The organism is Pseudoalteromonas sp. C8 (genome assembly GCF_011378685.1).
GTDB classification, from domain to species: domain Bacteria; phylum Pseudomonadota; class Gammaproteobacteria; order Enterobacterales; family Alteromonadaceae; genus Pseudoalteromonas; species Pseudoalteromonas arctica.
In genome coordinates this window covers 105,009-126,218 of the sequence record NZ_WTKT01000013.1, presented here as the reverse complement: position 1 = coordinate 126,218, position 21,210 = coordinate 105,009, and the positions used below count along the sequence as shown (strand labels likewise).

The 21,210-nt window shown below is 38.5% G+C and carries 21 protein-coding genes; 12 read left to right on the top strand and 9 right to left on the bottom strand.

What is annotated here, in order from left to right; genetic code table 11:
- Positions 1–44 precede the first annotated feature (44 nt).
- Both GQR39_RS13785 and GQR39_RS13780 read right to left on the bottom strand, forming a co-directional pair.
- The gene (locus tag GQR39_RS13785) at positions 45–365 is read right to left on the bottom strand and encodes a hypothetical protein (protein ID WP_008135125.1); all 321 of its coding nucleotides are present in this window, start codon (positions 363–365) and stop codon (positions 45–47) included.
- Positions 366–445: 80 nt separating this feature from the next.
- A complete protein-coding gene (locus GQR39_RS13780) occupies positions 446–1,264 on the bottom strand; it encodes a helix-turn-helix domain-containing protein (RefSeq protein WP_007378231.1) in 819 nt (272 codons plus the stop codon).
- A gap of 112 nt (positions 1,265–1,376) precedes the next feature.
- Between GQR39_RS13780 and GQR39_RS13775 the strand changes: the two genes are divergently transcribed.
- The gene (locus GQR39_RS13775) at positions 1,377–4,463 is read left to right on the top strand and encodes a beta-galactosidase (protein ID WP_165735875.1); all 3,087 of its coding nucleotides are present in this window, start codon (positions 1,377–1,379) and stop codon (positions 4,461–4,463) included.
- A gap of 62 nt (positions 4,464–4,525) precedes the next feature.
- Here GQR39_RS13775 and GQR39_RS13770 read toward each other — a convergent pair whose 3' ends face one another.
- Together GQR39_RS13770 and GQR39_RS13765 are read right to left on the bottom strand one after the other, a co-directional pair.
- Positions 4,526–4,972 (bottom strand): DoxX family protein, encoded by a 447-nt coding sequence (locus GQR39_RS13770; RefSeq protein ID WP_101216754.1) that lies wholly within the window; start codon positions 4,970–4,972, stop codon positions 4,526–4,528.
- A gap of 217 nt (positions 4,973–5,189) precedes the next feature.
- Positions 5,190–6,335: an iron-containing alcohol dehydrogenase gene (locus GQR39_RS13765; RefSeq protein WP_007587207.1), complete on the bottom strand. Its 1,146-nt coding sequence runs from the start codon at positions 6,333–6,335 to the stop codon at positions 5,190–5,192.
- Between the two features lie 184 nt (positions 6,336–6,519).
- Between GQR39_RS13765 and GQR39_RS13760 the strand changes: the two genes are divergently transcribed.
- Entirely contained in the window at positions 6,520–7,404 is an 885-nt protein-coding gene (locus GQR39_RS13760; RefSeq protein ID WP_165735874.1) for an AraC family transcriptional regulator, read from the top strand.
- Between the two features lie 22 nt (positions 7,405–7,426).
- Here the strand turns inward: GQR39_RS13760 and GQR39_RS13755 are convergent, their stop codons facing one another.
- Positions 7,427–8,245: a hypothetical protein gene (locus GQR39_RS13755; RefSeq protein WP_010554616.1), complete on the bottom strand. Its 819-nt coding sequence runs from the start codon at positions 8,243–8,245 to the stop codon at positions 7,427–7,429.
- Positions 8,246–8,439: 194 nt separating this feature from the next.
- Positions 8,440–8,859 (bottom strand): VOC family protein, encoded by a 420-nt coding sequence (locus GQR39_RS13750; RefSeq protein WP_010554617.1) that lies wholly within the window; start codon positions 8,857–8,859, stop codon positions 8,440–8,442.
- A gap of 273 nt (positions 8,860–9,132) precedes the next feature.
- Here GQR39_RS13750 and GQR39_RS13745 point away from each other — a divergent pair, with 273 nt between their 5' ends.
- The 4 genes from GQR39_RS13745 to GQR39_RS13730 all read left to right on the top strand — a co-directional run bounded on the left by GQR39_RS13745 (position 9,133) and on the right by GQR39_RS13730 (position 12,394).
- On the top strand, positions 9,133–9,438 hold the full coding sequence (locus GQR39_RS13745; RefSeq protein WP_007587218.1) for a hypothetical protein: 306 nt from the start codon (positions 9,133–9,135) through the stop codon (positions 9,436–9,438).
- Positions 9,435–9,824, top strand: coding sequence for a hypothetical protein (locus GQR39_RS13740; RefSeq protein WP_007587227.1), 390 nt, complete (start codon positions 9,435–9,437; stop codon positions 9,822–9,824). The genes GQR39_RS13745 and GQR39_RS13740 overlap by 4 nt, the downstream gene beginning before the upstream one ends.
- Positions 9,825–9,993: 169 nt before the next feature.
- A complete protein-coding gene (locus tag GQR39_RS13735) occupies positions 9,994–10,476 on the top strand; it encodes a DUF3015 domain-containing protein (RefSeq protein ID WP_024589733.1) in 483 nt (160 codons plus the stop codon).
- 79 nt (positions 10,477–10,555) lie between these two features.
- Positions 10,556–12,394 carry a DUF4105 domain-containing protein gene (locus GQR39_RS13730; protein ID WP_165735873.1) on the top strand — a complete coding sequence of 613 codons (1,839 nt, stop codon included), beginning with the start codon at positions 10,556–10,558 and terminating at the stop codon, positions 12,392–12,394.
- A gap of 11 nt (positions 12,395–12,405) precedes the next feature.
- Here GQR39_RS13730 and GQR39_RS13725 read toward each other — a convergent pair whose 3' ends face one another.
- Positions 12,406–13,227 (bottom strand): sterol desaturase family protein, encoded by an 822-nt coding sequence (locus GQR39_RS13725; protein ID WP_165735872.1) that lies wholly within the window; start codon positions 13,225–13,227, stop codon positions 12,406–12,408.
- Positions 13,224–13,670 carry an SRPBCC family protein gene (locus tag GQR39_RS13720; protein ID WP_165735871.1) on the bottom strand — a complete coding sequence of 149 codons (447 nt, stop codon included), beginning with the start codon at positions 13,668–13,670 and terminating at the stop codon, positions 13,224–13,226. Before GQR39_RS13720 ends, GQR39_RS13725 begins: the two co-directional genes overlap by 4 nt.
- Positions 13,671–13,767: 97 nt before the next feature.
- Between GQR39_RS13720 and GQR39_RS13715 the strand changes: the two genes are divergently transcribed.
- The 3 genes from GQR39_RS13715 to GQR39_RS13705 all read left to right on the top strand — a co-directional run bounded on the left by GQR39_RS13715 (position 13,768) and on the right by GQR39_RS13705 (position 17,103).
- Positions 13,768–14,781, top strand: coding sequence for an AraC family transcriptional regulator (locus GQR39_RS13715; RefSeq protein WP_165735870.1), 1,014 nt, complete (start codon positions 13,768–13,770; stop codon positions 14,779–14,781).
- Between the two features lie 92 nt (positions 14,782–14,873).
- Positions 14,874–15,647 carry a transporter substrate-binding domain-containing protein gene (locus GQR39_RS13710; RefSeq protein WP_165735869.1) on the top strand — a complete coding sequence of 258 codons (774 nt, stop codon included), beginning with the start codon at positions 14,874–14,876 and terminating at the stop codon, positions 15,645–15,647.
- 358 nt (positions 15,648–16,005) lie between these two features.
- The gene (locus GQR39_RS13705) at positions 16,006–17,103 is read left to right on the top strand and encodes a polysaccharide lyase family 7 protein (RefSeq protein ID WP_121955074.1); all 1,098 of its coding nucleotides are present in this window, start codon (positions 16,006–16,008) and stop codon (positions 17,101–17,103) included.
- Here the strand turns inward: GQR39_RS13705 and GQR39_RS13700 are convergent, their stop codons facing one another.
- Positions 17,104–17,505 carry an NUDIX hydrolase gene (locus GQR39_RS13700; protein WP_165735881.1) on the bottom strand — a complete coding sequence of 134 codons (402 nt, stop codon included), beginning with the start codon at positions 17,503–17,505 and terminating at the stop codon, positions 17,104–17,106. It lies immediately after the preceding gene.
- A 186-nt stretch (positions 17,506–17,691) separates the two neighbouring features.
- Here GQR39_RS13700 and GQR39_RS13695 point away from each other — a divergent pair, with 186 nt between their 5' ends.
- The 3 genes from GQR39_RS13695 to GQR39_RS13685 all read left to right on the top strand — a co-directional run bounded on the left by GQR39_RS13695 (position 17,692) and on the right by GQR39_RS13685 (position 21,077).
- Positions 17,692–19,575, top strand: coding sequence for a propionyl-CoA synthetase (locus GQR39_RS13695; protein WP_165735868.1), 1,884 nt, complete (start codon positions 17,692–17,694; stop codon positions 19,573–19,575).
- Between the two features lie 229 nt (positions 19,576–19,804).
- On the top strand, positions 19,805–20,662 hold the full coding sequence (locus tag GQR39_RS13690; protein WP_165735867.1) for an MBL fold metallo-hydrolase: 858 nt from the start codon (positions 19,805–19,807) through the stop codon (positions 20,660–20,662).
- A gap of 181 nt (positions 20,663–20,843) precedes the next feature.
- A complete protein-coding gene (locus GQR39_RS13685; protein WP_121955078.1) occupies positions 20,844–21,077 on the top strand; it encodes a hypothetical protein in 234 nt (77 codons plus the stop codon).
- The last annotated feature ends 133 nt before the right edge of the window (positions 21,078–21,210 follow it).

Below are 21,210 nucleotides of genomic sequence, written 5' to 3'. Positions count from 1 at the left end.
CGCACAAGCGCAGGCAGTTTTTACAAAGTATTTAAAATTAAAAGCTAGCTATAAAAATTTGGTGGCGGTACATCTGGCGGGTAATTTAACCCGTTATAGCACGCAGGCGAAGTTGCTTTACTTTGCTCTGGGCTTATTGAATGGCTAGAGGTGCTGTTGTAGCCACAATGGCAATGTTGGTGGGCATGAATCTCGGTAGTTGATGTTTTATCGCTTTGGTTATCATCGGCTGTGGAGTCGCCTTGCGATAACGAACTGGTTACGTGATCAACGTCTTCTTGCAAATGATACGCAGCACCATCACAGCTAATAAAGCTATGTACAAGCACTAATAATATCACTATTAAAAAACGGTTTGAGCGCATTACCTACCTAAAACTCTAAAATGCAATTTAAGAAATCGCACAATACCTTAAATTTATTCAAATGTAGAGAGCCGCTAACGTTATTTTCTAAATTCGCTTGGCGACACACCTACCGACTTCTTAAAACGTTTGGAAAAATTAAAAATATTAGAGTACCCCACATAACTTGCCACATGCGAAATTGGCCAAGCCGTGTTTAACAATAAGTTTTTAGCCCGTTCAATGCGTAAATAAATAAGTTGTTGTATTGGGCTTTTACCAAATTGCGCTTGGCATAAACGATGCAAATGCGGCGATGAGTAATGCACATGTTCGCACATTACCTCTATTGTCCAATCAAACTGCAAGCGCTTGTCTACCTCTTCAAATAAACTAATTAAACGGTTATGCGCCGCACCCTGTGAGTTATTTTGCAGCGTAGCATTTAAGTAATGACTTAAAATAGGCGTTACGCTTTCGCGTAAATTAGCATTAGGCTCGCTATATAAAAGCTCCATAGCAAGGTGTAACGGTTCAAGTTTTTGCTCGGTTAATACCAAAGCTTGCGCTAAGTTTAAATGCTGCCAACGTTTAGTATTTGCAAGGTTTAACCAAATAACATCCCAATGCTCAGCATCAATTTTCACTTCAAAGCTTTGCTTTGCTGGTAGCACAATAAGTGTATTGGCATTAAGTGTGTACTGCTCATTTTGTGTTGTTAATTTACCCTGCCCTGCAAGCGTATAAAAAAGTGTATGTTCTAGCGGTGCTGAGCGTGCTACACAATAACGACCCGATAGGTTTGAGCAACCCGCAAGTGCTATTTCAAGGTTTGGCATTTGCGCGAGCGTTTGTGAATCAATAAAGCGTTCTATACAGCGCGGACCAATATCGAGTATGTCTTTAATGTTATAGCGCATAATTACAATGATAGTTTTGGATAAATAAAGGAGAGCTTTAAGCATAACCCCTGTGATTATTTTTAGCTATATTTAGCACATTATAATTGCCCGCTTAAGCAATAGGATAAACATGACCTCTTTACAGCACATAATTAATCGCCGAGATTGGGAAAACCCAATTTCAGTACAAGTTAATCAAGTAAAAGCGCACAGCCCACTCAATGGATTTAAAAGCGTTGACCATGCTCGCACCAATACACAGTCACAAAAACAAAGTTTAAACGGTCAGTGGGACTTTAAATTATTTGATAAACCCGAAGCGGTTGATGAATCGTTGCTAAGTGAAACACTAAACAGCAACTGGCAAAGTATTACAGTGCCTTCTAACTGGCAATTACACGGCTTTGATAAACCTATTTACTGTAATGTTAAGTACCCATTTGCAGTTAACCCGCCTTTTGTACCAAGCGACAACCCTACAGGCTGTTACCGCACTGAATTTAATATAAGCGAAAGTCAGCTAACTCAGCGTAATCATATTATTTTTGAAGGCGTTAACTCGGCGTTTCACCTGTGGTGTAACGGACAGTGGGTGGGTTATTCACAAGATAGCCGTTTACCGAGCGAGTTTGATTTAAGCGAACTGTTAGTTGCAGGCACTAACCGTATTGCCGTTATGGTTATTCGTTGGAGCGATGGCAGTTATTTAGAAGATCAGGACATGTGGTGGCTAAGCGGTATTTTTCGCGATGTTAACTTACTTACAAAACCACAAAACCAAATACGTGATGTGTTTATAACCCCCGATTTAGACGCTTGCTATCGCGATGCAGCACTACATACAAAAACGGCGATTAATGCGCCGAATAACTACCAAGTAGCAGTGCAAATTTTTGATGATAAAACACCACTATGTGAGCCACAAATTCAAAGTACTAACAATAAACGTGTTGATGAAAAAGGTGGCTGGAGCGATGTTGTATTTCAAACAATTGATATACAAAGCCCTAAAAAATGGACCGCCGAAACCCCGTACTTATACCGCTGCGTTGTAAGTCTGCTTGATGAGCATGGCAATACCGTCGATGTTGAAGCCTACGACATTGGCTTTAGAAAAGTAGAAATGCTTAACGGGCAACTGTGTGTAAACGGCAAGCCGCTACTTATTCGCGGTGTTAACCGCCACGAACACCACCCAGAAAACGGCCATACAGTTACTACCGCCGATATGATTGAAGATATTAAGCTGATGAAGCAAAATAACTTTAACGCCGTGCGTACTGCTCACTACCCTAACCATCCACGCTTTTACGAGTTATGTGACGAACTAGGTTTATACGTAGTAGATGAAGCCAACATAGAAACCCACGGCATGTTTCCTATGGGGCGTTTAGCTAGCGATCCGCAGTGGGCTGGTGCATTTATGTCGCGTTATACACAAATGGTTGAGCGCGATAAAAACCACACCTCAATTATTATTTGGTCACTAGGAAACGAATGCGGACACGGCGCAAATCATGATGCTATGTACGGCTGGTCAAAAAGCTTTGACCCCTCTCGCCCAGTGCAATACGAAGGCGGCGGCGCAAATACAACGGCTACCGACATTATTTGTCCAATGTACGCCCGTGTAGATACCGATATTAAAGACGATGCGGTACCTAAATACTCTATTAAAAAATGGTTGAGCCTACCGGGTGAAACTCGCCCACTTATTTTATGTGAATACGCTCACGCAATGGGTAACAGCCTAGGTAGCTTTGACGATTACTGGCAAGCATTTAGAGAATACCCGCGTTTGCAAGGCGGCTTTATTTGGGATTGGGTAGATCAAGGTTTATCTAAAACAGACGAAAACGGTGAACATTATTGGGCTTACGGCGGCGACTTTGGTGATGAACTAAATGACCGTCAATTTTGTATAAACGGGTTATTGTTCCCAGACCGAACACCGCACCCTAGCCTGTTTGAAGCTAAATACAGCCAGCAACATTTACAATTTACATTGCGTGAGCAAAATCAAAACCAATACACCATTGATGTATTTAGCGATTACGTATTTAGACATACCGATAACGAAAAGCTTATTTGGCAGTTAATGCAAAATGGCATCTGTGTTGAGCAAGGCGAGCATGTACTTAATATTGCTCCGCAAAGTACACACACGTTAACTATTAAAACTGAAACAGCGTTTGAGCAAGGTGCGCAATATTACCTTAATTTAGATGTAGCATTAGTTAACGACTCACACTTTGCAAACGCTAATCACGTTATGGATTCAGAGCAGTTTAAGCTTATAAATAGTAACAATTTAAGCAGTAAGTTATTTGTATCATCATCTGAGCAAAACGCTATAAGTGTTAGCGAAACCGACTCTCAACTAAGTATTGAAAACGATAAATTTAAACTGATTTTTAATCAACAATCAGGGCTTATAGAGCAGTGGTTACAAAACGATACTCAGGTTATTAGTAGCCCACTGGTTGATAACTTTTATCGTGCCCCACTTGATAACGACATTGGTGTAAGCGAAGTAGACAATCTAGACCCCAATGCATGGGAGGCTCGTTGGTTACGTGCAGGTATAGGGCAATGGCAGCGCACATGCAGCTCAATTCACGCAGTGCAATCAAGCGTTGATGTACGTATTACTTGTGTATTTAATTACGAATTTAATGGCGTGCTACAGGCTCAAACACAGTGGCTATATACACTAAATAATACCGGCAATATTAGCTTAAACATTGACGTGCACTTAAACGACACTCTGCCGCCAATGCCGCGTATAGGGCTAAGTACAACGCTTAACAAGCAAAGCGATACAAAAATAAACTGGCTAGGTTTAGGGCCTTTTGAAAACTACCCAGATCGCAAAGCCGCAGCACGTTTAGGTTATTACAGCTTGAGCTTAAATGAGCTACATACACCGTATATATTTCCAACTGATAATGGCCTGCGTAGCGATTGCCAATTGCTGAGTATTAATAACTTAACTGTAACTGGCGCGTTTTTGTTTGCAGCCAGCGAGTATTCGCAAAGTACGCTAACGCAAGCAAAACACACTAACGAACTAATTGCTGATGATTGCGTACATGTACACATTGATCATCAGCATATGGGTGTAGGTGGCGATGATTCGTGGAGCCCAAGTACTCATAAAGAGTATTTACTTGAGCAAAAGCAGTACAGCTATTCTTTAACTTTTTCAGCTAAATAATTTAGTAGTTAACCTACAAAAATAGCGGCCAAATTGGCCGCTATTTTTCTAATTAAAAAACTCTATTTTTTAGCGAGTTTTTTAGCTAATACGTTATCAAGCGAAAAGCTTCCCGCTCCTTGAATTGCTAAAACTACAGTTACTACAAGTAACGTTAATGCGTATTCATAGCCATTGTTTGCCATAAATAAGCCATTACTAATATGTACGCTAAAAATAGCAATCATCATAGTAAAGCCGGCAACTACAGCAGCTGGGCGAGTTAACAAACCAATTGCTAATGCAATGCCACCAAAAAACTCAGCGCTACCTGCCATCATTGCTAACCAATAGCCAGGCTCTAAACCAATACTTGCCATCCATTGACCTGTACCTTCAAGCCCGTAACCGCCAAACCAAGCAAATAGTTTTTGTGCACCATGCGCCGCTAAAATAAGGCCAACTGGTACTCGTAAAATTAATGCTGCTACGCCTGCTTTTGAGCTAAGTAATGTGTTTAGTAATTTCATGAGTTTAGTCCTGTTTTAATTTATTTAATCGTTAGATTTTTTCTAACCGTTGAGTACAGTTTACTATCATCATTAAAAAACATTAATACAGACTTTATTGGTTAATTAGCAACGCAGTATTTATAATAAACCATAAAAAAACCGCCAACCTAAAGGTTGACGGTTTTTTATTAACGCTAAAACTTAGTATATTTAAGTAAGCGCTTAGCTTTGAAAATTAAGCAACTGCTTGCTCTAAAATTTCGCGGCTTTCTTTAAGCGTAATAGCTTGGTTTTCACCAAGTGCTAGCATGCCGTGTGCTTCAAGTTTGCCAATAATATTGTCAATAGCAGCGGCTTTATCATCGCCATGTTCAGTAAGCTGGGTCGCTACGTCAAGGCTGTGGTAAAACGCTTCGATTGCTAAAATTGTTTTCTCAGCTAAATCGTCAGATTGCTCAAGACCAAATACGTTTTTACCCATTTGCTCTAGTTTTGCTTTTTTAACTGCAAATTGGTTGCGTAGTAAAGAAGGCTGAACAATAGCAAGTGAACGAGCATGATCAACGCCGTAAGCAGCTGTAAGCTCGTGGCCAATCATGTGTGTTGCCCAATCTTGCGATACACCAGAACCAATTAAACCATTAAGTGCTTGGTTAGCTGCCCACATAAGGTTTGCACGCCATGCGTCGTCTTGGTTTTCAAAGTTATCGCCCAGTGTTTTAAGCGTTCTTAAAAGTGCCTCTGCGTAACCTTCTTGAACCAATGCTGTTTCAGGGAATGTTAGGTACTGCTCACAGGTATGTACCCATGCATCTACTAAACCATTTACAAGTTGGCGCTGTGGTAATGTTTTCATTACATCAGGGTCCATAATCGCAAATTTAGGAAGTACTTCTGGTGATGCAAACGGTAGTTTTTGCTTTGTTGCTTCTTTGCTCACAACTGAGTTTTGGTTAGACTCTGAACCCGTTGCAGGCAATGTTAATATTGCACCAATTGGTAATGCGCTAGTAATAGTGTGCTTACCAGTAGGAATATCCCAACCTTCGCCATCATAAACTGCAGATGCTGCAATGTATTTAACGCCGTCGATTACTGAACCGCCGCCTACACCTAGTACAAAGTCGATACCTTGTTCTTTACAAATTTTTACTGCTTGGTCTAGTACTTCTATAGTTGGGTTAGCGCCAACACCCGAAAACTCAACCCAGTCAAAGCCTTCAAGTGCTGCTGCAACTTGGTCGTACACGCCGTTCTTTTTAATTGAACCGCCGCCGTACACTACAAGTACTTTTTGATCCTTTGCGATCAAATCAGTTAGTGAGGCAATTTGTTCTTGGCCGAACTGGATAAGTGTTGGGTTTACGTAGCTAAATTTCATTATTTTGCTCCTAGGTGACGGTTAAATACTAAATATAATGCTTAGTTACTAACTAAGCTAAACTTCAATGAGTGCATATTAGTGGCAAAACAAACATAAAAAAAGCTCAATAACTCGCAAAAGCTTGCCTAAAACTGTCAAGATTGATATTTTACGCAAAATTCGTACGATAGTAGAAGTTTTAATGTCCTCAATAGCCAAAATGATGCAAAAATTTGCAGAGCACAATAATTTACTTAACTTTGAAGGCAACATGGAAACCATTATTCCAGGTGTGTATTTTCATCGTGCAAGTAAAAGCTCGCCGCGCCAACCACTTATATATAACTCAGGTATTATTATTGTTGGGCAAGGACATAAGATAATTCATTTTCCTGATCATCAAATAAAATATGGTGAGGGCGACTACCTTGTTTTAGGTGTACCAGTGCCACTTGAATGCGAAGCTTTTACCGATAACAACCTGCCTGTTATGGGTATTGTTATAGATATAAACCCGGTAATGTTACATAAATTAGTAAACCAAATTGGTACACATAAGCCATTCACTACTGGGCAAATGAGTGGCGTTCAATCGGCTAAAATAGATGGCGCAATGGAGCAAGTAACCCACCGTTTACTTAGCGTGCTTAATAACCCTATTGAGGCTGATGTTTTTGGCGAAGATATAGTAAAAGAATTGGTATATCGTGTACTTTGTGGTCCACAAGGACATACTTTAATAGGGCTTGCTATGCATGATGGGCATTATGCGCGTATCGCCCGTACGCTCTCAACTATGCACAGTAGTTATGCCAATCAAATTACAGTTGAAGGATTAGCTGAAGATGTAAACATGAGCGTATCCTCGTTCCATCGTGCTTTTAGGCAAGTAACATTTGAGTCACCTTTGCAGTATTTAAAAAAAGTACGCTTAGCTAAAGCTAAAGAGCTTATAACCAGTAGTGGAAGCAAAGCCAACGAAGCTGCATTAAAGGTTGGCTATACCAGCCCATCGCAATTTAGCCGCGAATTTAAACGCCACTTTAATAAAACCCCCAGTGAAATGTTAATTCAACTACATAACTAGGTAATGGCTTTAGATATGTAAGTTAACCGAGCGAGTCAATCTTAAGCACTGCTTTTTTGGTGTTTAGCATAGCTTGCTTGGTAAATTGGCGATTAATAAATTGGCTAAAAATAATAGTAAATAACGTTGAGAAAATGGCAGCTGTTGCGTACACCTGCCAAATCATAAAGTTATGTTTTAACATAAACGCAATCACCGCAAAAAATACACATCCACCTAATGAACCAATAATACCGCCATTAAGAATTTTAAACGTTGAGGCTTGTTTGTCACTAAAATGGGCAACACTGCCCATTACCGCCAAAATAACCGGAAAGGTAGATATTAACCCGCTCCATGCAGACCCTATATGCTGCGATATAAACGTAACAAGCACGATAAAGCTCGTCACTAATATCATTTTTACCGGAAGCTCCCAGCGGGCATTTAATGGTTTTGCATCAACTGATATATTTAGCTTTGTAGAGATAATAGTTAAACCGAGTAAAATACAAAGCGAAACCACACTCGCCACAATAATATTCACTGGTAAAAATAAAGTAATAACGCTAAATACACACCAAATACTCAACGCTGTAAAAAGCGATTTAAGCATTCCAAACCTTCGTGATACAACCAAGTAACTAAAACAAAATAAGCCTATACCGCTCATACCATAAAGAGAGGCCACCGCTGAGTTAGCTGCAAATAATTTACCTTGCTCTAATGCTATAAAATAAGAAATAGGCCCAGAGGTAATAGGCAAGCCAGGAATTATGCCGCTAACAAAACTACCAAAGCGTTTTTGGGCGAATGTTATTAGTAAAATAAGCAAAGGTGCAATTATGAGTTTAAGCAGCATAAATAACAATAAAGTATGAGAATTGAAATTAAGTCTACGTGTCTATACCTACATTGTAGAGTGAATAAAAATCATGCATGTAGTGTAATTTTTTTCACCTGTAAATATTAACTAATTTATCAAAACACTGATTAATAGTTATAAAAAAACCACTTATTAAAGTGGTTTTTTTAGCTTACCTTAAACAACAGCATTTATACTTTTTTAAATAAAACCTCTGGGTTTACCATGGTTTTCATTTCAAGCACATTGCCATTTGGATCTTCAATAAAAAACGTTTCTTGCTCAAACTCATCACCAATAAATCGGCGGTATGGTTTATCTAAGTATTCAATACCCGCATCTTCAATACGTGTTTTTAACCCGTTAAATTCATCTTCAGATAAGTGAATCCCAAAGTGAGGTACTGCCACAGCTCCCATATCTACATCATGGCGAACTGTTGGTAAGCGCTCAACACTCTGGTGCAAGGTAAGTTCATTACCCCAAAAATCTATATCTACCCAGCGACCTTCTTCACTGTTACCCGTTTTACAGCCTAGTACGTCACAATAAAACGCTTTAGCCACTTTTAAATCGCCAGCCGGAATAGCCAGATGTAAACAGTTAGACATAAATAACCCTTGGTTAACACTTTAATACATTAAATTATCGCCATTATACATAACTTGTGATTTATAGAACATTAACAGCGGCACTATTAAGCATATTTAATACCTAAAAGCCGTTTAAAAAACACGCTTTTAAAGTTTGTAATTACTTATAACATTTATTTGTTAGAGAGTATTAGAAAGCGCAAAAGGATTAGTTTAAAATGCGCCGCTATGATTAAATTCTTACTTTTAAAATTCATCACTTTCTTTTTAGGCTTTGTAGCTTGCTTTGCTATGCACACTACTTTTGCATTACCTTTAGTGATTTCTGCTGCGCTAACGGGGCTTATTGGCTCGTTTATTCCTTTTCCTGCACATTATAAAAACCATCCGTATGCTGCAATTTATGCTGGTAGCTTTGCAGGCATGTGTTCAACTCATTTAATTACCAGTTACTGGGAAATTGCTATTATTTCGCTTATTGGCTCAAGTTTGTATGTGCTTACTATGAATATGTTTACAGGTTTTGGTGGCAAGCTTGGCAGCGTAGCTTTTGCAAGCGTGGCACTTTTTGTATTAGCCAAAGGAATTGTATTATGAGTATTGAATATCCATTACTTGTACTGCTTGGGGCTTTTTTAACATTTTATTTAGCTAAGCATAGTCGCTTTGACGGGGTTAGAGCGTCGTCTTCACTTTCTATTATTGCTTATTTAATTTTTAGCGCTTTAAATTTGAACCCCGATTTATACGCAATTGTATTTTTTGGCGGCACATTCATAGGTATGAGCGCCCCACATCGATTTGGTATTTATACTGTAGCAAGCTCATCTATTTTGTTTTCAATCTTATTTGAATTTCTTGTACCAAAACTTGACGGCTATGGCGGTGCATTAGGTATTAGTGCATTTTTATCTGTATGTATTTGCCATACTTGTATTTTATTAGGTGCCCCAAGAAGTAAAAAACCGCCACCAGTTCAATAAAAAGTGGAAACTAGGCTGGTTTTTATCCTGACATTAACTTTAATATATTTAAAAATTAGAGTGTAAAATATTCATGTTTTAGCCTGTTCCTTTTTTCTGCAAGTCTGTTAAAATCTTCCGCGAACTTTATTTACCCTAAATAAAGACAATCATATATGGATTTATGAAAATGAAAAAACTAATCGCAGTAGCAGCTCTATCTTTACTTCCTTTCTCAAACGCAATGGCTGACCAAGATATTGGTTGTGGTCTTGGTTCTATGTTATTTGCTGGTCAGCAAGGTAAAGGCGTTAAAATTTTAGGCGCTACAACAAATGGTACATCTGGTAACCAAACTTTTGGTATCACTTTTGGTACTCTTGGTTGTGATGGTACTGGTACAGTAACTTCTTCAGAAAAAATCGCTTTATTCATTGACGGTAACATGGAGCAACTTGCTCGTGATATGTCAAAAGGTGAAGGCGAAACTTTAGCTACTCTAGCTGAAGCTTGGGGTGTTGCAGATCAAGATAAAGCAGCGTTCAATAAGCTTGCTCAAGCACAGTTTTCTTCAGTATTTACTTCTGAAAACGTAACTTCACAAACAGTTTTAGAAAACCTAAACACTGTTCTTGCAAGTAACGCACAACTTGCTTCTTATACTCTTTCTTAATCAGCTAAATTAGCCGGTTTTATACGTATAAATAAAGCCGCTGGAGTATTTCTCTAGCGGCTTTTGTAATTTAGTGATTATGAAAAAAATATTATTTGGTTTACTGCTCGCTCTTTTTAGTACTTACTCAAACGCTCAAAGTATTGAAACAAATACATTAGCAACACACCCTTACTGGCTTAAATTAGGTCACTACCGCTTGGCCACATTAGGTGATTGGAAAAGTGAAGTAGACAGTGCTGAGTTTTTTTTATCTCCTACAGGTAAAACAAGCCCATATGACGAACTTAAAGCCACTATAGCTGCATTTAGTGGTAAAAATACTGACCCAAAAACAACACAATATCGTTGTCAGTTTCCTGCACGTTATAAATGGCTAAAAACAAAAATTAAAAATAACTGGCCCGAACTTAATTGCCCAGAACTACAGGCGTGGCAAAAAATAATAAACCCTAAAGGGGTTACGTTAGTTTTTCCAACTGCATTTATGAATAGCCCATCATCAATGTTTGGCCACACTTTACTTCGTATTGATGCAAAAGATCAGACTCGCCATAAAGAGTTGCTCGCGTTTGCCGTTAACTTTGCAGCAGAGCCTGATGGCTCAGACAACGCAGCCATGTACGCATTAAAAGGCTTGATTGGCAGCTACCCAGGTAAGTTTTCGCTTATGCCGTACTATAAAAAAGTACGCGAATATAATGATTTAGAATCTCGTGATATTTGGGAATACAAACTTAATTTATCAGAGCTACAGGTAGAGCTTATTTTATTGCACTTGTGGGAGCTACAATTAGCTACATTCGATTACTTTTTTATTGATGAAAACTGCTCTTACCAATTACTTGCATTATTACAACTTGCACAAGAGGACCTTGATTTAACATCGTCATTTAATATGCAAGCTATTCCATCAGATACCGTTGCAGTACTAAGAAATAACAACTTATTACAAACACCTAATTACCGCCCTGCTTTTGGTACTAAGCTTTACCATTACTCTACTCAAATGACTGACGAACAACTTGATGATGCAAGAGAGTTAATGCAAGGTGGCTCCCTCAATACTCGTAATTACTCACAGTCGCAATTAGTCGCTATATTAGAAATGGCGTATGAATGGTTAAATTTTGAATTTTACGATAAAGCGTTAAATCGTGAAGAAATTGCCCCGCGACTAACTAAGCTACTCCTAATGCGCAGCAAATATAATGTAGCTTCGCCATTTACTAAGCCAAACCGTCCTATTGCTTCCCCAGAGCAAGGTCATGGTTCTTCTAAAGTATCGCTAGGTAGGGTACAAAATAATAACCAAGCAAACCTTACAAATTTTGGCTATAGGCTTGCGTATCATGACTTACTAGATAGGCCAGAAGGTTTTATAGCGGGTGCACAAATTAGTTTTTTTGATTTGGAAGCCGCTATTACTGACGAAGGAAATGCAGATATTGAACATTTTTACTTATTAGATGCTATGTCGCTTGCACCCGATAACCGCGTATTTGATAGCTGGTCGTGGAACTTTAAAATGGGCTTTGACCGACAACCAAGTGACAATAAACGTTTAGGCCGCTTTTTTACAAAAGGAGGTTATGGTAAATCTTATGGCGATCCTAATAATGTACACGGCTATATTCTTGGTCAATTTGAGCTAAATACAGGCGATATAACCGACCAACTTAGTACTGGAATAGGCAGCGAAGCCGGTGTAATTTGGCAAATAAACAATAACCATAAACTCGCTTTAACTGGCAATATATTATGGCTAACTGATAACGCAGCAAGTAAGCACAGCGAAATAGCTATAACATGGAATTACGCTGTTTCTCGCAATGTATCGCTGCGCAGCAAAGTACAGCATGCTCAATGGCATAGCCATAATTCATCAATGAGTTTAGCTATGCAGTTTTACTTTTAACTTTTTCAATATTATTTATATTTAATGCTACTTGTAGGGTAGCCAAATAGCACTCTACATTTAGCTTTTATTCCCGAGGCCTTATAAACACTTTTCAATAAGTGCTCCCACTGATGAAACGTAATAACGACTGGGTTATTGCTATTAAGCTGCCCTATAATGCCGTATTTACAAGGCTTTGATTTATCTTCTTCTACAAAGGTGCCAAATAACTTATCCCAAATAATAAGTACACCTGCAAAGTTTTTATCAAGGTAACCTGCATTTATTGCGTGATGAACTCGGTGATGCGAAGGCGTATTAAATACTTTTTCAAACCAGCCTAACTTACCTACTATTTGAGTATGTACAAAAAATTGATACGCCAAATTTAATGCAACCACGCTAAATACTGTTAGCGGTTCAAATCCAATTAAAATCATAGGTAGCCAAAACACCCACATACCGGCTACGGGGTACATTAAGCTTTGCCTAAATGCGGTGGTGAAATTCATTTTAGTTGAGCTATGGTGCACCACATGTGCAGCCCACAACCAATGAATATGATGCGATGCTTTATGAAACCAATAATACAAAAAATCTTGCAGTAAAAATGCAAATGCAATACTTAATACACTCACTTCAATATCAAACAATCTATAGTCATACAACCAATTAAATAAAGGCATTAACAGCAGTAACGCAACAGCATCTGCGCCTTGGTGTAATAGCGCTAACACTGTATTTGCTAGGCTATCTTTTATGTCGTAATAGCGCTTAAACTTAATAAACTCACAGCAAACAAATATCAAAAATATTGGGCTAAGAGCGAGCAAAATAATTTCTGAGTTCATACTTTACCCGCCAAAAAATAATTATTTAAATTGTTTAACGCTTGGGTTATATCTTTTGTAATAACATATTTAAGTAATGCATTTGGCATCCACCATGGAGCTGAGCAGCTTATGCAATAGTTAAGTTCGGTAACTAAAGTATTGATGTCTTTATTTGCACTGAGGTATATATCGCCTCGATGATTAGCTACTGGTTTATCGCCTACTATTTGGTAACTGATCTGATTTTGATCGGCACTGATTATTTGCTCTGAAAAAGTTATTTTACCTATTTTCACTTGCCTAACAGCTCCTTTTCCGCCTTCTATTTGCCCTTCGTCTTGTGCTTGTAGCAGCGTAAATTTGGCATTAAAAAATCGATGCAACTGTTGATGATCCAATAGTGTGCTTATTATTTGCTGTGGCTGTGCATTAAGCGTTTGTTTTATTGTTATAAGTATCATTTTTACAGCAAGAGGTTATTAGGCATTCAACTAGCATATAAAAATTTAACGTGGCAAACTTGCTAATACACGACTATTTTTTAGCTTTAGATGACAAATGCACACATTGGCTGATCATTACTTTTCAAGTATTCTTGATTACTTACAAGCACAAGGCATTAATACTAAAACGGCTTTGCACGCTATTAGCTTTGACGAATTTAGTAATCAGCGTACCCATCAATTAGCGCCGCGTATTAGTTTAAATAGTTACAATGCTTTATTAGTTTATGGCAAAAAAACACTTAACGATCCTCTTTTTGGTTTTACCCTAGGTCAGCAAATTCGCACTGCTGACTACGGCGTTTTAGGTTACTTAATTGAATCAAGCGATAACTTAAGCAGTGCCATTAAAGCATTGTTAAGCTACGACAGCTTGGTGGCTGATATTGGTAAAGCCAAGTTTGAACTAAATACTGATACAGCAACTATTCGTTGGATTGCTCACCAAAGTTGTAATGAGCATGTTGTTTTACGAAACATGACCGCGTGGGTAAGTGTGATTCGCCAGTTAATAAATTTAACGCTTTCGCCAAGTAGTATTAGTTTCACTTATAATTGGTTGCCATCGCAAAGGCGCGCCCTTGAATCATGGTTTAAATGCCCTGTAAAAAGCAGTGCTGAATATAATCAAATTAGCTTTCCGAGCCATTATTTAACGCTGCCCTTTAAAACCGATAACGCCATTATTAATTCTACTTTTAAGCAATTGTCAGAGCAGCAACTCTCTAACTTTAAAAGCCAGCAGTGTATTGACGATAAAGTTAATCAGTTACTTACAGCTAAAACTACCTTGCAAAACTGCAACCTAATAGGCATAGCTGATGCGCTTAATTTAACACCCCGAACGCTACAACGACGCTTAAAACAACAAGACTTAACCTTTGCTCAGCTACTTGAAAAAGAACGTAAAAAACGTGCAGATACATTAATAGCCAGCATGCCACTTGCTGATTTATCTAATATTTTAGGATTTAAAGATCAAAGCTCTTTTAATCGAGCTTTTTTACGCTGGCATAAATGCTCGCCATTACAATTTATAAAATACAAAACAGCAAGTACAGCCAAGTAAATGCAAATTATTTACGTTATATAAACATAATATATATATGTTTTAGTTAATACTCTCTACACTAGGTGTATTATTGCTTTAAAAGATTTTTTATGTTTTTGCGTGTTTTATTAAGTGCTTTTGTATTTATTTTATATAGCCCCCTGTGTAACGCCGATTCGGTTACTTTTATAGCTGAAGACCTTCCTCCTTATCACTTTAAAAATCAGCAAGGTGAAGTAAGCGGCGCTTTAGTCGACATTGCCAAAGCAGTTGTGAAGCAAACAAACTTAACCGCTAATTTTGAAATAATGCCTATGGCCCGCGTTTTTAAAGAGCATAAAACAAATACCAACGCCATAATGTTGTCTTTGTTAAAAACCCCAGAGCGGATTAATAAATATACATGGTTAGGCGAAGTGTATTTTGCAGATGCTTATTTAATTAGCTTAAAAAGCCATGTAGATGAAGTTGTTCACTTAAATTTTGCTAAAGAGTATAAAGTAGCAACCATTCGTGGCTACCTGAGCGAAGCCTACTTAAAGAAAAAAGGCTTTACCGAAAATAACAATTTAATACTGGTCAGTTACTATAATCAACTTTGGCAAATGCTTTATAAAAACCGGATCGACTTTGTAGTAACTAATACACTTACACTTAATAACGAGCTAAAAAGCCTAGGACTCGATCCTAGCCTAATAACAAAACGAATTCATTTAAGCGATCTCCCCTCTTCACTTAATTTTGCAGCAAGTAATCAACTTAATCCTAAAACAGCTAAAGCACTTTCTGACGCATTAAGTAACATTAAAGAAAATGGTGAATACCATGCCATTTTAAACAAGTGGCAACTTTTATTACCAAACACGACTAACATGCAGCACTAACCATAGTTAAAGCCCGACATTAGTTATTGGCAGTGGTTATTTAGTTATTTGCTAAACGCGGCAAAGCAAACTACAAAATTAAAAATCTCCTCCCCCCCAAAAAATAGACTACACATTAGCGCCAAAATCTACGTTAAACATCACTAAATGAAGAGCCAAGCACATAAAAAATACATACCGAAAACACTTCCATAAAAGCCGTTAAAAAACACCTAAACCAAATTGGTATAACAAAAAATCATTTAAAAAATATTTAATTTTACTAATTGGTAAGTTTTAATTGTTAAATTGGTATGCTAGATTGAGATTAAGCGATGCCTGTACCGCACAATTTTTACTTCATCACACAGAGACAATAATGATAAAAAATACATCCACATTTAAACTTACGGCTTTAGCCGTTATCACCCCTTTACTTTTTACCGCTTGTTCAAGTACCCAAAGCACTAATCAGCAAAGCGATGCGCCGGTACCTGCAACAAAGTTTGATTTATCACACTGGAAAATAAATGTACCAGTAGATTTAAACAACGACGGTAAAATTGATGAAATAGATGTAGAAGAAATTCAGACTTACGCACACCCTGATTTTTTCTATCTTGATGGTAAAGGCTACATGGTATTTACCTCCCCTAATAAAGCGCTTACAAGTGCTAACTCTACTAATACCCGTAGTGAACTTAGACAAATGATCCGTGGATCAAATACTAAAATTAAAACTAAACACTCTAAAAACAACTTTGCTTTGGCTGTTCACCCGCTATCTGACCGATTTGGCTCCGTTGGTGGAAAAATGGAAGCAACGTTAAAAGTAGATCACGTTGCGCTACGTGCGACTGATCCTGATAAAAAAGCAGCTTACTCGGTTGTTGTAGGGCAAATTCACGCAGGTAAAGATCAAGCACTTATTGATACCAAGCTTGGTTATGGCTGGGGCAATGAGCCACTTAAAATATATTACAAAAAATGGCCAGGACATAAAACAGGCTCAGTTTTTTGGAACTATGAACGTAACTTAGCTAAAACGAATCCTGACCGTACAGACATTACTTACCCTGTTTGGGGTAATACATGGGAAAACCCTAACGAGCCAGGCGGTGCCGGTATTGCACTAGGTGAAGAATTTAGCTACACGGTAAATGTGTATAAAAATGTTATGCACCTTACATTTAGCGCACAAGGCAAAGAAGACGTTAACTACTCTATTAACTTAGGTAATAACGTAGATGCTTATGGCAAAGTGGACGAAAAAGATCATCCACATGGCTACGCAGCAGATTGGCATTACTTTAAAGCAGGCGCTTATAACCAATGTAGTACTAAAAGCGCGAAAGGTATTTGGTACCCAGGTTGTTTAGGTACTGGCGATTGGTCTACAGATAAACAAAATGGCGATTACGCTCAAGTAAGCTTTAGTAAACTAGAGTTAAGCCCAGCGACACCGCCAACAAAATAACTAGGCTAGTACAGCCTCAGATAAGTAATTTTTTAGTGATGTAAACAGTGGCGTTGGTAGATTATTAATATCGCACCAGCGCCACTTTAAACATTTATTAGGCTCTTTAAGCTCAGGCTCTCCGCCTTCAAAGTCAGCTTTTACATACAGCGTAATATAGTGCTTGTTCTCTGCTGTAAAAATATCATTGGTAAAATCAAGCTTAGTAATTTTACTTACCTTTAAACCAGTTTCTTCAAACACTTCTCGTATTGCACATTGCTCAACACTTTCACCAAACTCTAAATTCCCACCAGGTGTTGCCCATGTATTAGCACCATGCGCGCCAATGCGCTCACCTAGTAAAATTGTGTTTTGATGCTTTATGATAACCGCCACACCAACTCTTACTACGTTACTCATATCGTATTTTCTCTTATTTTTACTGCCCGCCATGCTGAACCACACGCTTTGTATTGTCAATTTTGTATTTTTAAAACCAGTGTGTTGATTAACTTTTAACCGACCAAGGTCGAATAGCTTGCTTGCTAAAAAAAGCCTACATTTTGTAAGGTCTCTCACACACAAATTTAGTTTTAGGAGCCTTACATGTCAGGCGAATATCAACAGCAATATAATGCCTTTAAGCAAAACCCAGCCCAATTTTGGCTCGAACAAAGTAAAAATATTCCGTGGTATAAAACCCCCTCAAAAGCATACACACAAGACGACGACGGGCTTTATCATTGGTTTAGTGACGGGCAATTAAACACCAGTTTTTTAGCACTAGACCAACACGTTATTGCCGGATTTGGCGAGCAAACAGCACTTATTTACGACTCCCCAGTCACTAATACAAAGCAAACTTATAGCTACTCACAACTACAACAAGAAGTTGCTAAATTTGCAGGCGTAATACAATCGTTAGGTGTTACAAAAGGCGACCGCGTTGTTATTTATATGCCAATGATCCCACAGGCGGTTATTGGTATGTTGGCGTGCGCTCGCCTTGGTGCTATTCATTCGGTGGTATTTGGTGGGTTTGCTGCACACGAATTAGCAGTACGCATTGATGATGCCAAGCCCAAACTTATACTTAGCGCCTCATGCGGTGTTGAAGTAAACAGCATTATTGAATACAAACCACTTATTGATAACGCAATAGACTTAGCTACGCACAAAGTAGAACACTGCGTTATTTATCAGCGTCCACAAGTCAGAGCCACTCTTAAGCCTAAACGAGACATAGATTGGACTCAGGCAATGCAAACGGCTGCAAGCGCAGATCCGGTGCCTGTAAATGGTAGTGATCCGCTTTATATTTTATATACCTCAGGCACGACAGGCACACCCAAAGGCGTAGTGCGCGAAAATGGTGGTCACGCAGTGGCAATGCAATACAGCATGGAAACCGTTTATGGTATGAAGCCCGGCGACGTATTTTGGGCAGCGTCTGACATTGGCTGGGTAGTTGGGCACTCTTATATAGTTTACGCGCCGCTAATGTATCGCTGCGCGACCGTATTATATGAAGGTAAACCGGTTAAAACGCCCGATGCCAGTGCATTTTGGCGCGTGGTTGAAGAATATAAAGTAAATGCATTATTTAGTGCCCCCACTGCATTTAGAGCGATTAAAAAAGAAGACCCAAATGCCGATGGTTTTAATCAATACGATACCTCTAGCTTAAAACGTTTGTTTTTAGCAGGCGAGCGGTTAGATCCTCCCACTTACGAGTGGCTTAAAGAAAAAACCAAACTGCCAGTGCTCGATCATTGGTGGCAAACCGAAACCGGCTGGGCTATTGCTTGTAACCCTGTAGGGCTTGAGTACTTAGCAACAAAACCTGGCAGCTCTACCGTGCCTACTCCAGGTTTTGACGTGCGAATATTAGATATGGATGGCAATGAATGCGCAGCTAACGAGCAAGGCGCCGTGGTAATTAAACTACCACTTCCACCGGGTTGCCTACCAACAATTTGGCAAGATACCCCGCGCTTTAAAGCAAGCTACCTAAATGAATACGAAGGTTATTATTTATCTGGCGATGGCGGTTATATTGATGAAGACGGCTACCTATTTATTATGGGCAGAACCGACGACGTTATAAATGTAGCAGGGCATAGGCTTTCTACTGGCGAAATGGAAGAGATAGTAGCCGCGCACCCTGCTGTTGCCGAATGCGCTGTTTTTGGTGTAAACGATCCTCTAAAAGGGCAACTCCCTATGGGAATGATCGTGCTTAAAAATGATTTTATAGGCTCAAGTACCGACGTAGAACAAGCGCTTGTTTTAAGTGTTCGTGATCAGATTGGCGCTATTGCGTGCCTTAAAAATATAGTTAGCGTAGATAGGTTACCTAAAACCCGCTCGGGTAAAATACTGCGTAAAAATTTGCGCCAACTAGTTGATGGAGAAGAGCTACAAATACCTTCAACCATAGATGATGCCAGTATCTTTGAAGAAATAAACCAACAACTAACACAAAGATAAACCCAACCAACCTATCTAAAGCCATTTTTATAATGGCTTTTTATTTATGCCTTATATTTGATCCTTTTACTTAGGTTTAGGTTTAGGCTTAAGTTTTAAGTTTTAAGTTTTAAGTTTTAAGTTTTAAGTTTTAAGTTTTAATTTAACCAACAGCTGAAATTTTTTACAGCTTTATGCTTTCTTCTTTTAATAGCGTTATTAATTTAATCAATTTTAAAAGGAATGGTGTATGCCCCGCTTGCTACAAAAACTATTAACTACAGCCCTATTATTTATAGGCTTTGCCACACAAGCCTATGAAATAGAAGACTTAGGGGACGGCTTACACCGCTTTATAGACGACAGACACCGCTCAGTATTTTTAATTACTCCTGAGGGCGCGATTGTTACCGACCCGCTTAATAAAAAAGCCGCCTCCTGGTTAAGCGAGCAAATTAAAACTCGCTATAACGTACCGGTAAAATATGTAATTTATAGCCATAATCACAGCGATCATATTTACGGCGCCGAGGTATTTAAAAGCCCGCACACCACGTTTGTAGCGCATAAACTCGCCGCGCAAGATATTAAAAACACAAAAATGAAAACGGTAGCGCCCAGCCTTACTTTTGATGACGAGCTACTACTTACCCTTGGTGAGTCAACAGTAAAGCTTAACTATCATGGTCCAAACGATGGTCGTGGTTCGGTTAGTATATTATTCGAAAAGCAAAAAACGTTGTTTGTAGTTGATTGGATTGTTATTGGCAGAATGCCGTGGCAAAAACTCTGGAGTTACGATATTCAGGGCATGATTAACTCAACCCAAGCGGTACTCAAATACGACTTTAATACTTTTGTAGGTGGACATGCCGATATTGGCAGCAAGGCTGATGTAGCGCGCTATTTAACTTATATAGAGCTTTTATATAGCCAAGTAACAGCAGGCGTTTTAGCCGGTAATACGCTTGACGAAATTAAACAAAATGTAAAATTAGACCAATTTAGTGACTTTAAACAGTTTGGTGCATGGTTACCACTTAACATAGAAGGCGTGTACGAGCGTTTAATGGAAGAGTCTGGTATGGGTTGGCGCAGCGATTTATAGGTTTTTTAGGCCTTACTTTTTTGTGCAAATCTAATATTCAAATACAAAGGCATTAGCTTTAAATGCGCTATTGCCTTAGTGAACATTAGCAACATTTACACTCCACTTACGTTTATTGACAGCACTATACAAAAAAAGATTTATCTTAAAGCTTATACAAAGCCAAAGAGGATAAATACCTATGAACTTATCTTTAAAAATTATTAGCGTAGCAGCAATAGCATTTACCATGAGTGGCTGCACTGTATATCAACATAGTCCCAGTGCGCATAAACCACATAAAAAAGCAGTTAAAGTAGTTACGCCTGTTTTAGTAACTGAGCACAACTCTCCAAGCATTGTGATCGTAAAAGCCAAGCCCACAAAACAAGCCTGCACTAAACATGATGATCATTGGCATTGCAGGGCTCGCTAACAGATACTTTGCTAAGTAAATCACTAAGTTTTTATATTCTCAGCGTTAAATTAAATATTTTTGAATGTAAAAAAACCGCGCTAAAGCTTTTTTAAAAGTGCCTTAGCGCGGTTTTTATATTTCAAATCTAAGT